Below are 18,112 nucleotides of genomic sequence, written 5' to 3'. Positions count from 1 at the left end.
GCCAACTTGTCAACCACCCACAGGGCGGTTGGCGCCTTTTTCTCACGTCCAAGCATACCGCAGCACCGCGATAGAGCGCCCCGTTTTTGGTCTGCGCCGGTCTGGGGCGTTCATGGTGTTGACGGCTTGGCGAGATCGGTATCGTCACCGGCTGCGGCGCACCCGCAGCAGTTCGTCGAGGATCAGTCCCGCCGAGCCGATCGTGATCGCGGTGTCCGCGACGTTGAACGCCGGGAAATGCCCGCCCGGAAACAGCGGCGCCAGCCAGCGGAAGTGGAAGTCCAGCATGTCCACGACGTAGCCGTGCACCAGCCGGTCGATGACGTTGCCGATGGCGCCGCCCAGCAGGCACGACAGTGAGAACGCAAACAGCCGCTGGCTGCTGTGCGCGCGCAGCAGCCAGACGATGAACACCGCCGCCCCCACCCCTACCGCGGTGAAGAACCAGCGCTGCCAGCCGCCCGCGTGGGCCAGAAACGAAAACGCCGCCCCGGTGTTGTGCACGCGCACGATGTTGAAAAACGACGTGATCGGGGTGACGTCGCCAAGTCGGTAGAACGCCAGGATCAGCCATTTGGTGATCTGATCCGCCAGCACGATGCAAAATGCCAACCCGAGCCAGGTCAGCATCCCCTTGGAAGACCCCTTGGCCATTGGTGCGCAGCGTCAGGCGGCGTGCCGGGTTTCGCCGGCGCCGTACAGGTTGCTCGTGCAGCGGCCGCACAGGTGCGGGTGCGCCGGGTCGTGGCCCACGTCCGCGCGCCAGTGCCAGCAGCGCGCGCACTTGGGGTGCGGCGACGGCGTGACCGCGACGGCCAGCGCATTGCCCGCGGCCAGTGTCAGCGCCGAGACGATGAACACGAACCTGGCGTCGTCGCCCAGGCTGGCCAGCAGCGCGTGGTCCTCCGGCGGCAGCGTCAGCGTCACCTGCGCCTGCAGCGAGGGGCCGATGCGGCCCGCGGCGCGCTCGTCCTCGATCGCCTTGTTGACCGCGTCGCGGATGGCGAGGATGCGCGCCCATTTGGCGAGCAGCGCCTCGTCCGGCGTGGCGAGCGGCAGATAGGTCTCGGTGAAGATGCTGGGGCTGTGCCCGATCAGCGCCCACGCCTCTTCGGCAGTGAAGGACAGGAACGGCGCGATCCAGCGCAGCATCGCGTGCGTGATCTGGTGCAGCGCGGTCTGGGCGCTGCGCCGCGCCAGGCTCTTGGGCGCGGTGGTGTAGAGCCGGTCCTTGAGCACGTCCAGGTAGAACGCGCCCAGGTCCTCGGAGCAGAACACCTGTACCTTGGCGACCACCGGGTGGAACTCGTAGTCGTGGTAGTGGGCCAGGATCTCGGCCTGCAGTTGCGCGGTGCGCGCGAGCGCCCAGCGGTCGATCTCCAGCAGCTGTTCGGGCGGCACGGCATCCTGCGCGGGGTCGAAGTCGCTGATGTTGGCCAGCAGAAAGCGCAGCGTGTTGCGCATGCGGCGGTAGCTGTCGACCACGCGCGCGAGGATCTTGTCGTCGATGCCCAGGTCGCCCGAGTAGTCGGTGGCGGCCACCCACAGCCGGATGATCTCGGCGCCGAGCTTGTCGCTCACCTCCTGCGGCGCGACGACGTTGCCGAGCGACTTGCTCATCTTGCGACCTTGGCCGTCCACGGTGAAGCCGTGGGTGAGCAATCCGCGGTAGGGCGCGCGGCCGTACATCGCGCACGCGGTCAGCAGCGACGAGTGGAACCAGCCGCGGTGCTGGTCGTGGCCTTCCAGGTAGAGGTCGGCTTCCGGCCCGCTGTCGTGGCCCGCACCCGCATGGCTGCCCTTGAGCACGGTGGTGTGCGTGGTGCCGGAGTCGAACCAGACCTCGAGGATGTCGGTGCTCTTGGTGTAGCGCGCGGGGTCGGCGGGGTCACCGATGCGCTGCAGGATCTCGGCGACGCTGAGTTTGCTCCACGCCTCGATGCCGCCGGCCTCGACCACCTCGGCGGCCAGATCGACGATCTCGGGTGTTCGGGGGTGCGGCTCGCCGCTGTCGACGTCGAGGAGGAACGGCAGCGGCACGCCCCACGAGCGCTGGCGGCTGATGCACCAGTCGGGCCGGTGCGCGATCATGTCGCGCAGGCGCGCGCGGCCACTCTCCGGATAGAACCGGGTGTGCTCGATCGCCTCCAGCGCCATCTCGCGCAGCGAGCGCGGGGCCGGGTCGGTGGCGAAGATGCCGCGCGTGGCCTCGGTGGGCGCGTCCATGCGGATGAACCACTGGGCGGCGGCGCGGTAGATGACCGGGGTCTTGTGCCGCCAGCAGTGGGGGTAGCTGTGTGTGATGGCGTGTGTCGCGAACAGCCGGTCGGCGTCGCGCAGCGTGTCGATGATGACCGGCGCCGCCTTCCAGATGGATTGCCCCCCGAAGAGGGGCAGATCGGCCGCGTACACCCCGTTGCCCTGCACGGGGTTGAGGATGTCGGCCAGCGCCAGCCCGTGCGCGGTGCACGAGTGGAAGTCCTCCACGCCGTAGGCGGGGGCCGAATGCACGATACCGGTGCCGTCCTCGGCGGTGGCGTAGTCGGCCAGGTACACCGGCGAGAGCCTGTCATACCCCGGGTGCACGTGCGCCAGCGGGTGGCGGAAGGCGATGCGATCCAGCACGCGGCCCGGCGCCACCGCCAACACCTCGCCGGTCAGCCCATAGCGCTGCAGGCACGATTCGACCAGCGCCTCGGCCAGGATCAGCAGCCCGCGCGGGGTGTCCACCAACGCGTAGGGCAGTTCGGGGTTGACGTTGAGCGCCTGGTTGGCGGGGATGGTCCACGCGGTGGTGGTCCAGATGACGGCGTAGATGGGGCGCTGCGCCAGTGACACCAGATCGGCATGTGGCAGCGGGCTGGCACTGGCGAAGGCCAGCAGCAGCCGCTGCGGTTCGGCGCAGAGGAAGCCCACGTCCAGCGTCTGGCTGCCCTTGTCGGCGTACTCGATTTCGAACTCGGCCAGCGACGAGCCGCAGTCGAAGCACCAGTACACGGGTTTCAGGCCCCGGTAGACGAAGCCGCGCTCCATCACGCGCTTGAACGCGCGGATTTCCTCGGCCTCGTTCTTGAAATCCATCGTGCGGTAGGGGCGCTCCCAGTCACCCAGCACGCCCAACCGCTTGAAGTCGGCCATCTGCTGCGCGATCTGCTCGGTGGCAAAGGCGCGCGCCCTGGCCTGCATCTCGTCGCGCGAAAGGCCGCGGCCGTGCAGCTTTTCGATGGCGTTTTCGATCGGCAGGCCGTGGCAGTCCCACCCGGGCACGTACTGCGCGTCGAAGCCGGCAAGCTGCCGCGCCTTGACGATCATGTCCTTGAGCACCTTGTTGACCGCGTGCCCAATGTGGATGCGCCCGTTGGCGTACGGCGGGCCGTCGTGCAGGATGAACTTCGGCGCCCCGGCGCGCGCCTCGCGCAGGCGGCGGTAGATGCCTTGTTCCTCCCACTGCCGCACCCAGCCCGGCTCGCGTTGCGGCAGGTTGCCGCGCATCGGAAACGGCGTGTCCGGCAGGTTGAGCGTGTGGCTGTAGTCGGGGGCCGGGGCGGAATCGCGGCGATCGGTCATGATGGGCGGGCGGGGGTGGGGCCGTGCGCGGCAAACCAGGCGCGGGCGTCGGCGCAGTCCTGGGCGATACCCGCCGACAGGGCGGCCAGACTGTCGTACCGGCGCTCGTCGTGCAGCTTGTGCAGCAGCTCGACGCGGATGATTCTACCGTAGGCCTCTCCGGGCACCGGGGCGCGCGCGAGTGCCTGGCGCACGCGCTCGGGCCACTCGAGGCAGTGGGTTTCGAGCAGCACGCGCCCGCCGTTGACGTCGTCGGGGTCGAGCGACGGCCGCACGCCCAGGTTGGCCACACCGGGCAACGGTGGCGCCTGCGGCGACGGGTCCAGCCCGTACACCTGCACGACGAAGATGCCGCTGGCGGCGGGCTTCCAGTGGTCGAAGCGCAGGTTGAGCGTGCGAAAGCCATCGCCGAGACCCGCGGCCGTTTCGCCCAGGGCGCGGCCCAGCTTGCGCCCGTGCACGACGTGGCCGCTGATCGCGTACGGGCGCCCGAGCAGCGCCGCGGCGCGCGCCATGTCGCCCGCGGCCAGCGCCTCGCGCACCGCGGAGCTGGACACGCGCCCGCCGTGGACCTCGTAGCTGAGCATGCGCGCCACGTCGAAGCCGCGTGCCTCGCCCGCGGCGTCCAGCAGCGCGTAGTCGCCGCGGCGCTGCGCGCCGAAGCGAAAGTCATCGCCGACGAGCACATAACGCGCGTTCAGCGCCCCAATCAGCACGTCGTCGATGAACGCCTCGGCCGACAGCGCCGCGAGCGTCTCGTCGAAGGGCAGGATCACGCATTCGTCGATACCGCAGCGGCGCAGCTCCGCCAGCTTGTCGCGCAGCGTGGCAATGCGCGCCGGCGCCAGCTCCGGGCGGCGGTGCCGCGCGGCGAAGAAGTCCCGCGGGTGCGGCTCGAACGTCACGGCGCACGCGGGCACGCCGCGGTGACGCGCCTCGTTGATCAGCAGCGCCAGCATCGCCTGATGGCCGCGGTGCACGCCGTCGAAATTGCCGATCGTCAGCGCCCGCGGCTGGGCGGGTCGCCGGCGCAGGTTGTGCAGGCCGTAGGTGATGTGCATGGTCGACGCGGGGGTGTCATGCGAATGTCGTGGAAGCGCGGTACTATGACACAGCTATGCGGGTGCTCAAGCTCACGGCTCAGGGCCTGCCCCAGGCGTGGTTGACGCTGGAGGAGGCGGTGCTGCACTACGCCGCCGGCGACGTGCGCTGGGTGGCGGGGGCCCACATCGCCACGTTTCGCGGCGGCCACAACGCGCGCACCGGGCTGCAGTCGGTGGTGGAAATCCACTCCATCATCGGCACACGCGGGCACATGGTCATCAACCCCTTCGATATCGTTCCCACGCTGTCCAACGCCAAGCTGTTCGCGCGCGACCGGCAGCTGTGCGCGTACTGCGGCGACCGCTTCGACGAGGGCGAACTGACGCGCGAGCACGTCGTGCCACTGGCGCAGGGCGGGCGCGACCATTGGATGAACGTCGTGACGGCGTGCCGCGCCTGCAACCACCGCAAGGGCAACCGCACGCCGGAGCAGGCGCACATGCCGCTGCTGTACGCGCCCTACGTGCCGAGCCTGTGGGAGGACTTCATCCTGCGCAACCGCCGCATCCTGGCGGACCAGATGGAGTTTCTGATGGCGCACCTGCCGCGCCACTCGCGGCTGCACGCCTGACGGTCGGGGTTTACCCTCGACGGGCCGTGACGGCCCGCGGCCGGGCCGCGCGACGCGCTACGATGGGCGCGAAGCCGGCCGCCGGCCGGCCCTCGTGCACAGGAGCCCGGCATGACCCGTCCCGACGTTACGCCGCCCCCGGCTGGCGGGCACCGCTGGCGCTTCTTTCGTGCCGGTGGGGTCGACCAGGCGCGCCTCGAATCGGCGGACGACCTGCGCGCGCTCGACACCCTCGACCCCAAGCTGTGGGCGGCGCTCGCCTGCCCGACGGCAGGGCTGGCGATCGAGCCGCGGACATTGGCCGCGCTCGACACCGACGGCGACGGCCGCGTGCGGCTGCCCGAGGTACGCGCGGCCGTGCGTTGGGTGTGCGAGCGGCTGCGCGACCCGGGGCTGATCCTGACGCTGGGTGACGCGCTGCCCCTGGCGGCGCTGGCCGACGACGACGAGGGCGTTGCGTTGCGGCAGGCGGCGCGCGAGTTGTTGGCGCGGGTCGGGCGGCCCGACGCCGACGTCCTGACGTTGGCCGACATGGCCGATCCCGCACAGGTCTTTCCGCCGCAGCGCCCGAACGGTGACGGGGTGGTGCCGGTGGCGCTGGCCGGCGACGACGCGCTGGCGGCGTGGATCGAACGCATCGCCGCCGCGCGCGGTGCCGTCGCGGACCGCAGCGGCGAGCCCGGCCTCGACGAGGTGACGCTCGATGCGATCGAATGCGATGTCGCGGCGGTGCGGGCGTGGCGCGCCGCGCAGCCGCCGGGTGATGCCGCGGCGATGGCCGCCGCGCTGCGCGCGGTCGATGCCGTCGCCGCCAAGGTCGAGGACCACTACACGCGCTGCCGGCTCGCGGGGTTCGACGCGCGCGCGGCGGCCACACTGGACTGGTCCCCGGAGCCGCTGCAGGCGCTGGGCGAGCGGCTGTTGGACGCGGCCGACGACGCGCTGGCGGTGCTGCCGCTGGCGCACGTGCAGCCCGAGCCGACGGTGCCGCTGGAGCCGGCGCGGGTCAACCCGGCGTGGGCGGCGGCGATCGCCACGCTGCGCGACGCCGCCGTGCTGCCGTTGCTCGGGCCGCGCGAGGCACTGCACGCCGACGACTGGCAGGCCCTGCGCGCGCGGCTCGCGGCGTGGCGCGCGTGGGAGGCGCAGCGCCCCGACACGCCGGTGGCCGAATGGGACGCCGCGTGGCTGGACGCGTGGGAAGGGGAGGCGGTCGCGGCGCGGCTGCGCGCGCTCATCGCACATGACCGCGAGGCGGAACCGCTCGCGCAGCGGCTCGCATCGCTGCAGCGCCTGCTGCACTGGCGCCGCGACCTCGGCACGCTGCTGCGCAACGTCGTCAATTTCGCCGATTTCTACGGCGGGGCACAGCCCGCGGCGTTTCAGGCCGGCACGCTCTACATCGACCAGCGCGAATGCCACCTGTGCCTGCCGGTGGCGGACGCTGCCGCGCACGCCCAGCTGGCCGCGTACAGCGGGTTGTACTTGCTGTACTGCCACTGCGAGCGGGCGGGCGAGGCCCCGATGACCATCGTCGCCGCGCTGACCGCAGGCGACGTGCCGGACTTCATGGTCCCCGGCCGCAACGGCGTCTTCGTCGACCGCATGGGGCGTGACTGGAGTGCGCGCGTGGTGCGCGTCGTGGACAACCCGATCAGCGTGCGCGAGGCGTTCTGGGCCCCGTACAAGCGCATCGCCCGCCTCGTGGGCGAGCAGGTGCGCAAACTCGCCGCGGCGCGCGAGCAGGCCGTGCAGGCCCAGGCCGCGCAGCGGGTGGCCGACGGCGCGGACGCGGTGCAGCAGGGGGCGGGCGCCAAACCCGCCGGCCAGCAGGCGTTCGACATCGCCCGGTTCGCGGGCATCTTCGCCGCGATCGGGCTGGCGCTGGGGGCGATCGGCACCGCGTTGGCGGCCGTGGTCACGGGGTTTCTGCAGCTGGCGTGGTGGCAGATGCCGCTGGTCGTCCTCGGGCTGATGGTGCTGATTTCCGGGCCGTCGGTGCTGCTGGCGTGGTTCAAGCTGCGCCAGCGCAACATCGGCCCGCTGCTCGACGCCAACGGCTGGGCGGTCAACATCCGCGCGCGCATCGGCATCCCGTTCGGCAAGCGGCTGACCGCGGTCGCGGTGCTGCCGGCCGGCGCGCAGCGCAGCGCCGACCCCGACGCGTCCGCGTCCGGGGGGTGGGCGTGGTGGCTGCTGCTGGTGGCGGTGGCCGCAGCCGTCGCGTGGTGGCTGTGGCGCACGATCGGCGTGGGCGGCTGACGCTCAGCGGCGCAGCATCCAGCGCAGCAGCCGGGTGACGAACGGCCCGTAGGGCGGTCGTACCCAGCGGTCGAACACCGCACCCACGAGCGGATGCTGCAGGTACACGCCCTTGCGGTGCGAAAAGCGCTCGAACCCGTGGCGCCCGTGGTAGGCCCCGATGCCGCTCGCGCCCACGCCGCCGAAGGGCAGCGCGTGCTGCGGCTGGTGCAGCATGCAGTCGTTGACGGTGACGCCGCCGCTGGTGGTGGCCTGCAGCACGTGCTCGATCGCCCGCGCGTCGCGCTCAAACAGGTACAGCGCCAGCGGCCGCGGCCCGGCGTTGACGTGGGCGATCGCCTGCTCCAGCGAGTCGTAGGGCAGCACCGGCAGCAGCGGGCCGAAGATCTCCTCGCGCATCAGCGCGCAGTCCGCCGGTGGGTCCAGCACGGCCACCGGCCCCATCGCTCGCACGTCGGGTTGCGCGGCGGTGTCCATCAGCGGCACCAGCGTGGCGCCGTTGTCCGCGGCCTCGCGTGCCAGGCGCTGCATCCGCTCCCATGCGGCGGACGAGACCAGCGCCGTATAGTCCGGATCGGCCGCGCCGCGCGGCCAGCGCCGGCGCACGCTGTCGCGTAACGCGGCGACGAACGCGTCGCGCCGCTCGCGCGGCACGAGGCAGTAGTCCGGCGCAATACACGTCTGGCCTGCGTTCCAGCCCTTGGCGGTGGCGATACGGTCCGCCGCCTGCGCCAGATCGGCGCCCGGCCCCACGATCGCGGGCGACTTGCCGCCGAGCTCCAGCGTCACCGGCGTGAGCTGGGCGGCCGCGGCCTGCATCACCAGCCGCCCGACGCGCGTCGAGCCGGTGAAGAGCAGGTGGTCGAGCGGCAGCCCCGCCAGCGCCGCCGCGACGTCCGCCCCGCCGGTGACGACGCACACCTCCTCCGGCGCGAACACCTCGCCCAGCACCCGCTGCAGCAGCGCGGCCGTGTGCGGGGCCAGCTCCGACGGTTTGAGCAGCACGTGGTTGCCCGCCGCCAGTGCGTTGGCCAGCGGCGACAGCGTGAGCTGCAGCGGGTAGTTCCACGCGCCGATGATGCCCACCACCCCGAGCGGCTGCGGCACGATGCGCGCGCGCGCCGGCCAGAACAGCGGGTTGACGGGCACGCGCTGCGGACGCATCCAGCGTGCCACATGGCGTCGCAGATAACGGATCTCATCGGCCAGCGGCCCCAGCTCCAGCAGCCGCGTCTCGGTGGCGCTGCGGCGGCCGAAGTCGGCGTCGATGGCGCGCACCCACTCGTCCTCGTGGTCGAGCACGGCCCGCAGCAGCCGCGCCAGCGCGTCGCGGCGCTGTGCCGCGGTGCTCGGCGCACGGGCGGCGAAGGCCCGCCGCATGCGCTCGAGCTGCGCGCGCAGCACGGTGGTGGTGTCCTCGGGCGGCAGGGCCGCCAAATCGGTGCGGAAAGCGTTCATCGCGTACGGGGAACGGGGAGCGTCATCGCGGGCGGGGCGCGGGCGTCAGTATGCCGCGATCGGCTCGCCGATGGCGTCCCAGCGTTGGGCGGCGACCGGCGCGATGCGTTGCATCGCCCGCTCGGCCAGCGCGGTGATCGTCAGGCTCGGGTTGACGCCGAGGTTGGCGCCGATCACCGACCCGTCGACGAGGTAGAGGTTGTGCTGTCCGAACGCGCGTTGCCAGCGGTCGCAGACCCCGTCGCGCGGGGTCGCGGCCATCACGGCGCCGCCCAGGCAGTGCGCCGTCATCGGGATGTGGAACAGCACCTCCGGCAGTGACGCCATCGGCACGCCCCCGGTGGCCGCTGCGGCCCGGCGCGCGAAGTCTTCCGCCACCGGGATGCGGTGCGGCAGCGGGGCGCCGCGGCTGCGCAGCCGGTACTGAAACGGCCACCACCACGGCCGCCGCCACTCGAGCGTGAGCGTGCCGTCCAGCGTCTGCATGCACAGCAGGATCATCGACTCGCGCGCCCAGCCGCGCGGCCGCAGCAGCCGTACCGTGGCGCCCGGCGCCGTCAGCAGCCCGCGCAGCAGCGCGCCCGCCCAGCCGAGTCGTGAGCCGTCGCGGCCCATGACGGTGGACAGCAGCGCCATCGCGTCCGAGCCGGCGGGGTAGCGCGTGGCCTCGACGGTGGTGTAGGCGTCCAGCCGGATCGCCGAGCCGATGGCCACGCCGCGCGAGAGGTCCTCGGTACACCCCGGCCAGCGCACGCCGATCAGCGACTCGGCGTTGGTGCGCACGTGGTGCCCGAGCGCCGACGACAGGTGCGGCAGATCGCCGCGCCGGCGCGCCTCCATCAGCAACGCCTGTGTCCCGAGCGAACCCGCGGCGCAGACGACGGCGCGCGCGGTCCAGCGCACAGCCCGCTTGCGCCCGTCCGACGAACAGACGGCGTGCACCGTGTAGCCGTGGCGGCCCGTGGTGTCGGCCCGTCCGTCGGGCGCGGGCAGCGGGACGATGCGCGTGACGCGCGTCTGCGCGTGCAGGACCGCGCCGCGCCGCTGCGCCAGGTGCAGGTAGTTGCGATCCAGCGTATTTTTGGCGCCGACCCGGCAGCCGACCATGCAGCCGCCGCAACCCGTGCACGACCGCCGCGGTGGGCCCTCACCGCCAAAGTAGGGGTCGGGGTGGTCGCAATCCCCGGGGGCGCTCTCGTCCCCGAAAAACACCCCCACGCGCGTCAGGTGCCAGGTGTCGGCGACGCCGGTGGCGGCCGCCATCGCCCGCAGGCGCTCGTCCGCCGCCGCCGGGCGCTGGTTGACGGTGACGCCGAGCATCCGTTCGGCCTCGGCGTAGTGGGCAGGCATGACCCGATCCCACGCGTCGAGGCCGGCCCAGCTGCCCTGCCGCCAGACAGACTCCGGCGGCACCAGCAGCGTGTTGGCGTAGGTGATCGATCCGCCGCCCACCGCGTTGCCGTGCAGCACCACGACGTGCCGGAAAAACCGCAGCGAGAAAAACCCCCGCCAGCCCAGCTCGGGCCGCCACAGCCAGCGCCCGAAGTCCCAGTTGGTGGCAGGTAGATCCTGCGGGCGCCAGTGGCGGCCCTGCTCCAGCACCGTGACGCGGTAGCCCTTTTCCGCGAGCCGCAGCGCGGCCACGCTGCCGCCAAAGCCGGAGCCGATGACGAGGAAGTCGGTGTCGTACGCGCGGTCGCTCATCAAGCCCGATCGTGGCTTGGACGCAGTAACGCCGGTATCGGGTTGTCCCCGATACCGGCGTTCGATCTGTCGTGGCCGCGACGCGTCGGCGGGGTCGTCGTGGCCGTCCGCGCGTTCAAACCGCGACGCCCGCCTCGTCGGTCATACGCGCCGCCACCTCGCCCAGATGGTGCAGCGTGTCGCCAAAGGTGAGCTCCAGTTGCGTCAGCGTCTTGAAGCAGTGGCTGATGAGGCACTCGTCGGTGACGCCGATGCCGCCGTGCAGCTGTACCGCCTGCTGCCCGACGAAGCGCATCGACTGGCCGAGCTGCACCTTGGCGCGCGCCAGCGCCGCGCGCCGTACCGCCTCGGGTTCACCGAGCTTGAGGGTCGCGTAATAGCTCATGCTGCGCGCCAGCTCCAGCGCCATCTTCATGTCGGCAAGCCGGTGCCGCAGCGCCTGGAAGCTGCCGATGGGTACGCCAAACTGCCGCCGCGTCTGCAGGTAGTCACGCGTGAGCCCGAACGCCCGGTCCATCACGCCCACCGCCTGCGCCGCCACGAGCGCGATGCCGACGTCCACCGCCCACGCCAGCGCCGCCTCGCCGTCGCGCGTCACGAGCCGCGCCGGGGCATCGTCGAACACCACGTCGGCGGCGCGGCTGCCGTCCTGCGTCGGATAGCCGCTGGCGCTGACGCCCGGCGCGCCCGCCTCGACCAGCAGCATCGCCAGCGTGCCATCGACGCGCGCCGGCACCAGCCATGCGTCGGCCCGGTCGCCCGCCGGCACGACGACCTTGCGGCCGCGCACGCGCCAGCCGTCGCCCACCGCGGTGGCGGCGGTGTCACAGACGTCGAGCCGGTGGCGGCTGCGGCGCTCCACGTGCGCCAGCACCAGCCGCGCCCCGCTCGCCAGCCGCGGCAGCCACGCCTGCTGCAACGCCGCGTCCGCGTGGCGCTGCAACACCGCGCTGGCAATGAAACTGTGTGCCAGCGGCTCCAGCACCAGGCCGTGGCCGAGCGCCTCCATCACCACCATCGCCTCCACGGCGCCCAGCCCCGCGCCGCCGTGCACCTCCGGCACCGTCAGGCCCGTGAGCCCCAGCTCGACGAGTTCACGCCACGCGCCCTCGTCAAAGCCACCCGCGTCGATGATCGCGCGGCGGCGCTCCACGTCGTAGCCCTTGTCGGCCCAGCGCTGCACCGCATCGCGCAGCTGGACCTGTTCGTCGGTGAAATCGAAATCCATGGCCCTGTCCTCACCCGTTGTCGTCGTGCGTCAGCCGAGCAGCGTCTGCGCGACGATGTTGCGCTGCACCTCGTTGCTGCCGCCGTAGATGGTCGTCTTGCGCATGTTGAAGTAGCTTGGAGCCAGCGGAGCGAGCGCATCGTCGCTGTCGGGTGGGGTGAGCGTGTGCAGCGCCGCCTCGCGGTAGGGCAGGGCCATCGGCCCCGCGACCAACATCATCAGCTCGGTCAGGCGCTGCTGGATCTCGCTGCCGCGGATCTTGAGCAGCGCGGCGATCTCGAGCGCCGGTTTGCCGCTCTTCTCGGCGGCCAGCACGCGCAGCACCAGCATCTCCAGCGCGACGATGTCCACCTCCAGCAGCGCGATTTGGTCGCGCACGCGCGCGTCGTCCCACACGCCTTCGGCCTGCGCCAGGCGCTTCAGGCGCTTGAGCTCGCGCTTGGCGCGGTTGACGTCGGCGATGTTGGCGCGCTCGTGCGACAGCAGGTATTTGGCGTAGGTCCAGCCCTTGTTTTCCTCGCCGATCAGGTTGTCGACGGGCACGCGCACGTCGTCGAACCACACCTCGTTGACCTCGTACTCGCCGTCGAGCAGCCGGATCGGGCGTACCGTCACGCCGGGCGACTTCATGTCGATCAGCAGGAAGCTGATGCCCGTCTGCGGCTTGCCCTCGTGACTCGTGCGCACCAGACAGAAGATCCAGTCGGCGTGCTGGGCCAGCGTCGTCCAGGTTTTTTGTCCGTTGACGACATAGTGGTCGCCGACCCGTTCCGCGCGGGTGCGCAGGCTTGCCAGGTCGGAGCCGGCACCGGGTTCGCTGTAGCCTTGGCACCACCACACCTCGCCGCTGGCGATGCCCGGCAAAAAGCGCTGCTGCTGCTCGGGCGTGCCGAATGCCATGATGACCGGCGCCACCATCACCGGGCCGAACGGCAGGATCGGGGGCGCGCCGGCCTCGGCCAGCGCCTCGTCGAAGAGGTGCTGCTGCACCACCGTCCAGCCCGGGCCGCCAAAGGCGCGCGGCCAGCGGTAGGCGAGCCACCCCTGTCGCCCCAGCGTGCGCGCCCAGCCCTGGATGTCATCTTTGCTCAGGCGCAGCCCGGCGTGCACCTTGGCGGCCAGCGCCGGGTCCAGATGCGCGGCGATCCACGCGCGCACCTCGTCACGAAACGCCCGCTCCTCGGGCGTAAAGGCCAGATCCATGCATCGTCTCCTTCGCGGTCGAGGCGACATTCAAGCACGGTCGTTCGGTGCGGCGCTGTCGGCGGCGTGACAGCCCGGGGTGACGCGCCGCTACACTGTCGGGCCATGCACGTCCGCGACCCTGCCGTCCTTCGTCCGCTGGTGATCCTGATCTCGGGCACCGGCTCCAACATGCAGGCCATCGTGCGCGCCGCCGCGCGCGGGCGCTGGCGCGAGCGCTACGGCGCGGCGGTCGCGGCCGTGATCAGCAACCGGCCCGACGCCAAGGGCCTCGCGTGGGCGGCGCAGGAGGGCATCGCCACCGCGGTGGTGGATCACACCGCCTACCCCAGCCGCGAGGCGTTCGACGCAGCGCTCGCGGCGGCGATCGACCAGCACGACCCGCAGGGCCGCGGTCTGGTCGTCCTCGCCGGGTTCATGCGCATCCTCACCGCCGGCTTCGTGCAGCGCTACGAAGGGCGCATCTTGAACATCCACCCGTCGTTGCTGCCGGCGTTTCCGGGGCTGCACACGCACCGCCGCGCGATCGAGGCGGGCTGCCGCTTCGCTGGCGCCACGGTGCACCGCGTCACGGCGGAGCTGGACCACGGTGAATACCTGGAACAGGCCGTCGTGCCCATCCTGCCGGGCGATACGCCCGAGACGCTGGCGGCCCGCGTGCTCACGCAGGAGCACCTGATTTACCCGCGGGCGATCGAGCGACTGCTCGCCGCGGCGTGCGCTGCAGAGGGCTAGGGCATCAATCGTTCGTCGGGCACCATGGCGTCGCGCTCCGTATCGCTGCGCATCCGGTGGCTGTCGTGGCTGCTGGTGTGCGCCACCGCCTGGGCGGCGGTGGGCAGCATGTGGGCGCGCGCGGAGATGGCGGCGCAAGGCTTCGGGGTGGAGTCGGGCTGGCTCTGCCGCGCTGTGGACGAAGCAAACGCCGATACCTCCCGTGGTGCTTCCGGCGAGCATGCGGCACAGATGCTGACGTGCGCATGGTGCGTGGTGTCGGCGTTGGCGTGGTTGCTGGCCCCAGCGGCAAGCGCGGCCGTGGAGCGAGCGCGGCGCGACGAATTGCCGCACGACCCGGGGTCCATCGCGGGGCAAGCCACGTCTTGGCAGCGCCCCTACTCCCGTGCTCCGCCGAGGGGGTAAACGCTCACCGTGCAGGGTCTCCCTTGATCCTGGCGGTGGGGCTGTGGCGTGAGCGCGGGTCTCGCCCGCACTCACGCCGCGTGATTCTTCCCGTGTCGTTCTTCATTCTCGTTGGCAGAGTGGCCGCGGCCAGCGGCCGCTGGCGGCCACGGCGCGCATGCGCGCGCCCAGGCGTGCACGCCAGCAGCGGCGGGTGTGGCAGCGCGCCAATCGGCCGTGGCCCTCGCAAAACACAAGGAAAGCGTGAGGTATGTCTAAAGTTGCTTTCGATGCCCGAGGCAGTCATGTCGCGGCGGGCTGGTCGGTGTGGCTGGTGCGGCGCTTGCACACGTGGATCGGTGTGGCCGTCGCCCCGTTTTTGTTGGTCGCCGCCGTGACGGGGTTGTGGTATGTGTGGACCCCTCAGATCGAGGCTTGGTATTACCGCGATTGGCTGCGCGTGGCCCCAGCCGCTGCCGCCCACGTGCCGCTACAGCAGCAGGTGGTCGCGGCGACAGCGTATGCGCGGCCGGAATGGCGGCTCGTGGCGGTGCGTCCGGCGTTGGAGCCGCAGGCGAGCACGCGCGTGCTCTTTAGCGCGCCGGGGTTGGGAGAGGGTGAGCGTTGGGCGATATTTGTCAACCCGGCGACGGCCGACGTGCTGGGTGCCGCCGTGGTGTACGGCACCAGCGGTGCGCTGCCGCTGCGCTCGGTGAGCAGCTTGCTGCACCGCCAGTTGCTGGCGGGCGAGACCGGGCGCGCCTACAGCGAGCTGGCCGCATCGTGGCTGTGGGTCGCGGCGCTGGGGGGCATGTATCTGTGGTGGCGGCAGCGCCGAACGGCAACCGCGCCGTCGGTGCGCGTGCGCCACGTGCGCTGGGGGCTGGCCTTACTGCTGGGGTTGCTGTTTTTGTCTGCTTCCGGCTTGACGTGGTCCCGCTGGGCGGGGGACAACATCGGCCAGTGGCGGCGCGCGCTGGGGTGGGGAACCCCCCAATTGCCGCTACAGCTGCCCGAGGTCGCTCCCGCGGTGCAACCCGTGGCGACGTGGGACTCGGTTTGGGCGGCCGCACAGGCCGCTGGCATCGACGCTCAACGCGTGGAAATCCGCCTCCCTCCTGCTGCCGACAAGGCGTGGTCGGTGGTGGAGGTCGACCGGCGTTGGCCCACGCAGGTGGATGCGGTGGCCATCGATCCGCGCACGCTCGAGGTGGTGCATGTGTTGCGGTTTGCCGATTTTCCACTGGCGGCCAAGCTGACACGCTGGGCCGTGGATCTGCACATGGGCGTGATGTTCGGTTGGCCCAACCAATTGGCGCTGACGGTGGTGGGGCTGGGATTGTTGTTATTGATGGGATGGGGCTGGCGCATGTGGTGGCGTCGGCGAAGCCGCTTTTGGGATGAGCCCACCGTGTGGCACGCTTGGCGACGCGCGCCGTGGCGGGCGCGTGTGGTGGTACTGGCGGTGTGCGTGCTGCTGGGGTGGGCGCTGCCGGTGCTGGGGGTGTCTTTGGCCCTCATGGCATTAGCCGATGCGGTGGTGCCGTGGTGGCGCGCCCGCCAGCGCCGCGCGGCCACAACGTCGGTCTCTGGCTCCGTCTGATGCACGGCGTTGATCCCGCCGCATAAGGGGTCAACGCAGCGCGTACACCGCCGCGCCTGCGGCCACCAGCGCGACGGTGGCCCAGCCGATGCGGTCGATGTGGCGGCGCAGTTGCGCCTGCATGCGCGCGCCACCCCAGCGCATCAGCGCCGCCACCAGAAAGAAGCGCGCCCCCCGCCCGACCAGTGAGGCGGCGGTGAACGGCAGCAGCGGCATCGCCAGCGTCCCGGCGGCGATCGTGAATACCTTGTACGGGATGGGCGAGAATCCGGCGATGAAGATGGCCAACACGCCCCACTCACCAAACCACGCCACTGCCTGCTGGTACGCGGCCCAGTAGTGGCTGGCGCGCAGCCACGGCTCGACGCTGGCGAACGCCAGCCACCCGATGGCGTAGCCGAGCAGCCCGCCCGCCACCGACGTCCACGTCGTCAGCCACGCCAGCGCCCAGGCGCGCTCCGGCCGCGCCAGCGCCATCGGCGCGAGCATCACGTCCGGCGGCACTGGGAAGAACGACGACTCGGCGAAACTCAGCGCCCCCAGATAGCGCGGCGCGTGCCGGTGCTGCGCCCAGCGCAGCGCCCGGTCGTAAAGCGGCTCGAACAGTTTCATCGCGATTCTCGGGGGGGGCGGTTTGATCAGGTTGCACGCCGCGTCATGCGCCGTGGAACACCAGTCCGGCGTGCTCGCGCATCGTGTGAAAGCGAATCTTGGGCCAGTTGCCCTCCACCGCGCGCAGCGTTGCCGCGTGGTCCAGCAGGATCGCCGGGGCGTCCACCGCGTCCCAGGCCATGCGGTGTACGTTGGCGTCGATGAAGCGCTTCAGTTCCGCCTCGCCGCCGTTTTCCGGCGGGCAGGTGACCCAGCGCACCACGTGGTAGGGGCTGCCGCTGATGCGTGCCTTGACGCCGTACTCCGTCTCCAGCCGGTGCTGCACCACCTCGAACTGCAGCTGCCCCACGGCCCCCAGCAGCAGGACCGAGCCCACCATCGGCCGGAAGACCTGGATCGCGCCTTCCTCGCCCAGCTGCTGCAGGCCGGCCTTGAGCTGCTTGGTGCGCAAGGGGTCGGCCACCTCGACGCTGCGGATGATTTCCGGCGCGAAAAACGGCAAGCCTGTGAACTGTAGGGCCTCGCCCTCGGTCAGCGTGTCGCCCAGTTGCAGCAGGCCGTGGTTCGGGATACCGATGATGTCGCCCGCGTAGGCTTCTTCCAGCAGCTCGCGCCGCTGCGAGAGGAACGACACCACGGTGTTGGGCTTAATTTCCTTGCCGGTGCGGGTGATGCGCAGCTTCATGCCGCGCTCGAAGCGGCCGCTGGCCACGCGCACGAAGGCGATGCGGTCGCGGTGCGCCGGGTCCATGTTGGCCTGGATCTTGAACACCACGCCGCTGAACTTGGGTTCGGTCGGCTCGACCGTGCGCTGCAGCGCGGGCTTCGGCCCCGGCGGGGGGGCGAGCTCGACCAGGGCGTCGAGCACTTCCTTGACGCCGAAATTGTTGATCGCCGAGCCGAAGAACATCGGTGTCTGCGTCCCGGCCAAAAACGCCGCGTGGTCGAACGGCGGTGTGGCCCCCTCCACCAGCTCCAGTTCGTCGCGCGCCTGCTGCCACTCCAGCCCGAAGCGCTCGGCGATCGCCGGGTTGTCGCGCCCGAGCAGGATCTCCTCGTTCCCGCCGCGGCGGTCCTCGCCCGGCGCAAAGACGCGCATCTGGTCCGCGCGCCGGTCCCACACGCCGTGGAACAGCTTGCCCATACCGATCGGCCAGGTGAACGGCACCACCGTCATCCCGAGTTCGCGCTCGATCTCGTCGAGCAAATCGAGCGGTGCCTTGACCTCGCGGTCCATCTTGTTGATGAAGGTGAGGATCGGCGTGTTGCGCGCCCGGCACACCTGCAGCAGCCGCCGCGTCTGCGGCTCGACGCCGTTGCCTGCGTCGATGACCATCAGCGCCGCATCCACGGCGGTCAGCACGCGGTAGGTGTCTTCCGAGAAGTCCTGGTGGCCCGGCGTGTCGAGCAGGTTGATCACGCAGTCGCGGTACTCCATCTGCATGACCGAGCTGGCCACCGAGATGCCGCGCTGCTTTTCGATCTCCATCCAGTCGCTGGTGGCGTGGCGCGCGGCCTTGCGCGCCTTGACGCTGCCGGCAATATGGATCGCACCGGAAAAGAGCAGCAGCTTTTCGGTGAGCGTCGTTTTGCCCGCGTCGGGGTGGGAGATGATGGCAAAAGTGCGCCGGCGGCGCACTTCGGTAGCGATGTCTGGCATGGGGCGCGATTATCCCGTACC

General features: G+C 71.3%; 13 protein-coding genes. 4 read left to right on the top strand and 9 right to left on the bottom strand.

Going from position 1 to position 18,112, the window contains the following annotated elements; all coding sequences use genetic code 11:
• Positions 1-144: 144 nt before the first annotated feature.
• Genes lspA through LCC91_RS09210 form a run of 3 tightly spaced genes read right to left on the bottom strand, consistent with a single transcriptional unit; the run spans position 145 to position 4,628 of the window.
• Complete coding sequence (gene lspA, locus LCC91_RS09220; protein WP_043703946.1) at positions 145-654, bottom strand: signal peptidase II; 510 nt, start codon at positions 652-654, stop codon at positions 145-147.
• A 12-nt stretch (positions 655-666) separates the two neighbouring features.
• Positions 667-3,567, bottom strand: coding sequence for an isoleucine--tRNA ligase (gene ileS / locus LCC91_RS09215; RefSeq protein ID WP_143898403.1), 2,901 nt, complete (start codon positions 3,565-3,567; stop codon positions 667-669).
• Positions 3,564-4,628: a bifunctional riboflavin kinase/FAD synthetase gene (locus LCC91_RS09210; protein WP_224440899.1), complete on the bottom strand. Its 1,065-nt coding sequence runs from the start codon at positions 4,626-4,628 to the stop codon at positions 3,564-3,566. Before LCC91_RS09210 ends, ileS begins: the two co-directional genes overlap by 4 nt.
• Before the next feature lie 56 nt (positions 4,629-4,684).
• On the opposite strand from LCC91_RS09210, the gene LCC91_RS09205 reads away from it, so the two are divergent.
• Together LCC91_RS09205 and LCC91_RS09200 are read left to right on the top strand one after the other, a co-directional pair.
• Positions 4,685-5,242, top strand: coding sequence for an HNH endonuclease (locus tag LCC91_RS09205; RefSeq protein WP_143897974.1), 558 nt, complete (start codon positions 4,685-4,687; stop codon positions 5,240-5,242).
• 111 nt (positions 5,243-5,353) lie between these two features.
• The gene (locus LCC91_RS09200; RefSeq protein WP_143897972.1) at positions 5,354-7,504 is read left to right on the top strand and encodes a bifunctional [glutamate--ammonia ligase]-adenylyl-L-tyrosine phosphorylase/[glutamate--ammonia-ligase] adenylyltransferase; all 2,151 of its coding nucleotides are present in this window, start codon (positions 5,354-5,356) and stop codon (positions 7,502-7,504) included.
• Positions 7,505-7,507: 3 nt separating this feature from the next.
• Here LCC91_RS09200 and LCC91_RS09195 read toward each other — a convergent pair whose 3' ends face one another.
• From LCC91_RS09195 to LCC91_RS09180, 4 genes are all read right to left on the bottom strand, one after another.
• Entirely contained in the window at positions 7,508-8,884 is a 1,377-nt protein-coding gene (locus LCC91_RS09195) for a coniferyl aldehyde dehydrogenase (protein ID WP_390612134.1), read from the bottom strand.
• 123 nt (positions 8,885-9,007) lie between these two features.
• Positions 9,008-10,666: a GMC family oxidoreductase N-terminal domain-containing protein gene (locus tag LCC91_RS09190; protein WP_143897968.1), complete on the bottom strand. Its 1,659-nt coding sequence runs from the start codon at positions 10,664-10,666 to the stop codon at positions 9,008-9,010.
• A gap of 115 nt (positions 10,667-10,781) precedes the next feature.
• On the bottom strand, positions 10,782-11,894 hold the full coding sequence (locus tag LCC91_RS09185; protein ID WP_043703963.1) for an acyl-CoA dehydrogenase family protein: 1,113 nt from the start codon (positions 11,892-11,894) through the stop codon (positions 10,782-10,784).
• Between the two features lie 30 nt (positions 11,895-11,924).
• A complete protein-coding gene (locus LCC91_RS09180) occupies positions 11,925-13,097 on the bottom strand; it encodes an acyl-CoA dehydrogenase family protein (protein ID WP_043703966.1) in 1,173 nt (390 codons plus the stop codon).
• A 105-nt stretch (positions 13,098-13,202) separates the two neighbouring features.
• On the opposite strand from LCC91_RS09180, the gene purN reads away from it, so the two are divergent.
• Both purN and LCC91_RS09170 read left to right on the top strand, forming a co-directional pair.
• A complete protein-coding gene (gene purN / locus LCC91_RS09175; protein ID WP_043703969.1) occupies positions 13,203-13,832 on the top strand; it encodes a phosphoribosylglycinamide formyltransferase in 630 nt (209 codons plus the stop codon).
• A 655-nt stretch (positions 13,833-14,487) separates the two neighbouring features.
• Entirely contained in the window at positions 14,488-15,819 is a 1,332-nt protein-coding gene (locus LCC91_RS09170; RefSeq protein WP_052231833.1) for a PepSY-associated TM helix domain-containing protein, read from the top strand.
• Positions 15,820-15,849: 30 nt separating this feature from the next.
• Here LCC91_RS09170 and LCC91_RS09165 read toward each other — a convergent pair whose 3' ends face one another.
• The gene (locus LCC91_RS09165) at positions 15,850-16,431 is read right to left on the bottom strand and encodes a YqaA family protein (protein WP_043703978.1); all 582 of its coding nucleotides are present in this window, start codon (positions 16,429-16,431) and stop codon (positions 15,850-15,852) included.
• 43 nt (positions 16,432-16,474) lie between these two features.
• Positions 16,475-18,091, bottom strand: a complete 1,617-nt coding sequence (locus tag LCC91_RS09160) for a peptide chain release factor 3 (protein ID WP_043703980.1) — start codon at positions 18,089-18,091, stop codon at positions 16,475-16,477.
• Between the last annotated feature and the right edge of the window lie 21 nt (positions 18,092-18,112).

The sequence above is a fragment of the Tepidimonas taiwanensis genome, assembly GCF_020162115.1.
GTDB classification, from domain to species: Bacteria; Pseudomonadota; Gammaproteobacteria; order Burkholderiales; family Burkholderiaceae_C; genus Tepidimonas; species Tepidimonas taiwanensis.
This window is presented reverse-complemented; position numbering and strand designations above follow the sequence as displayed.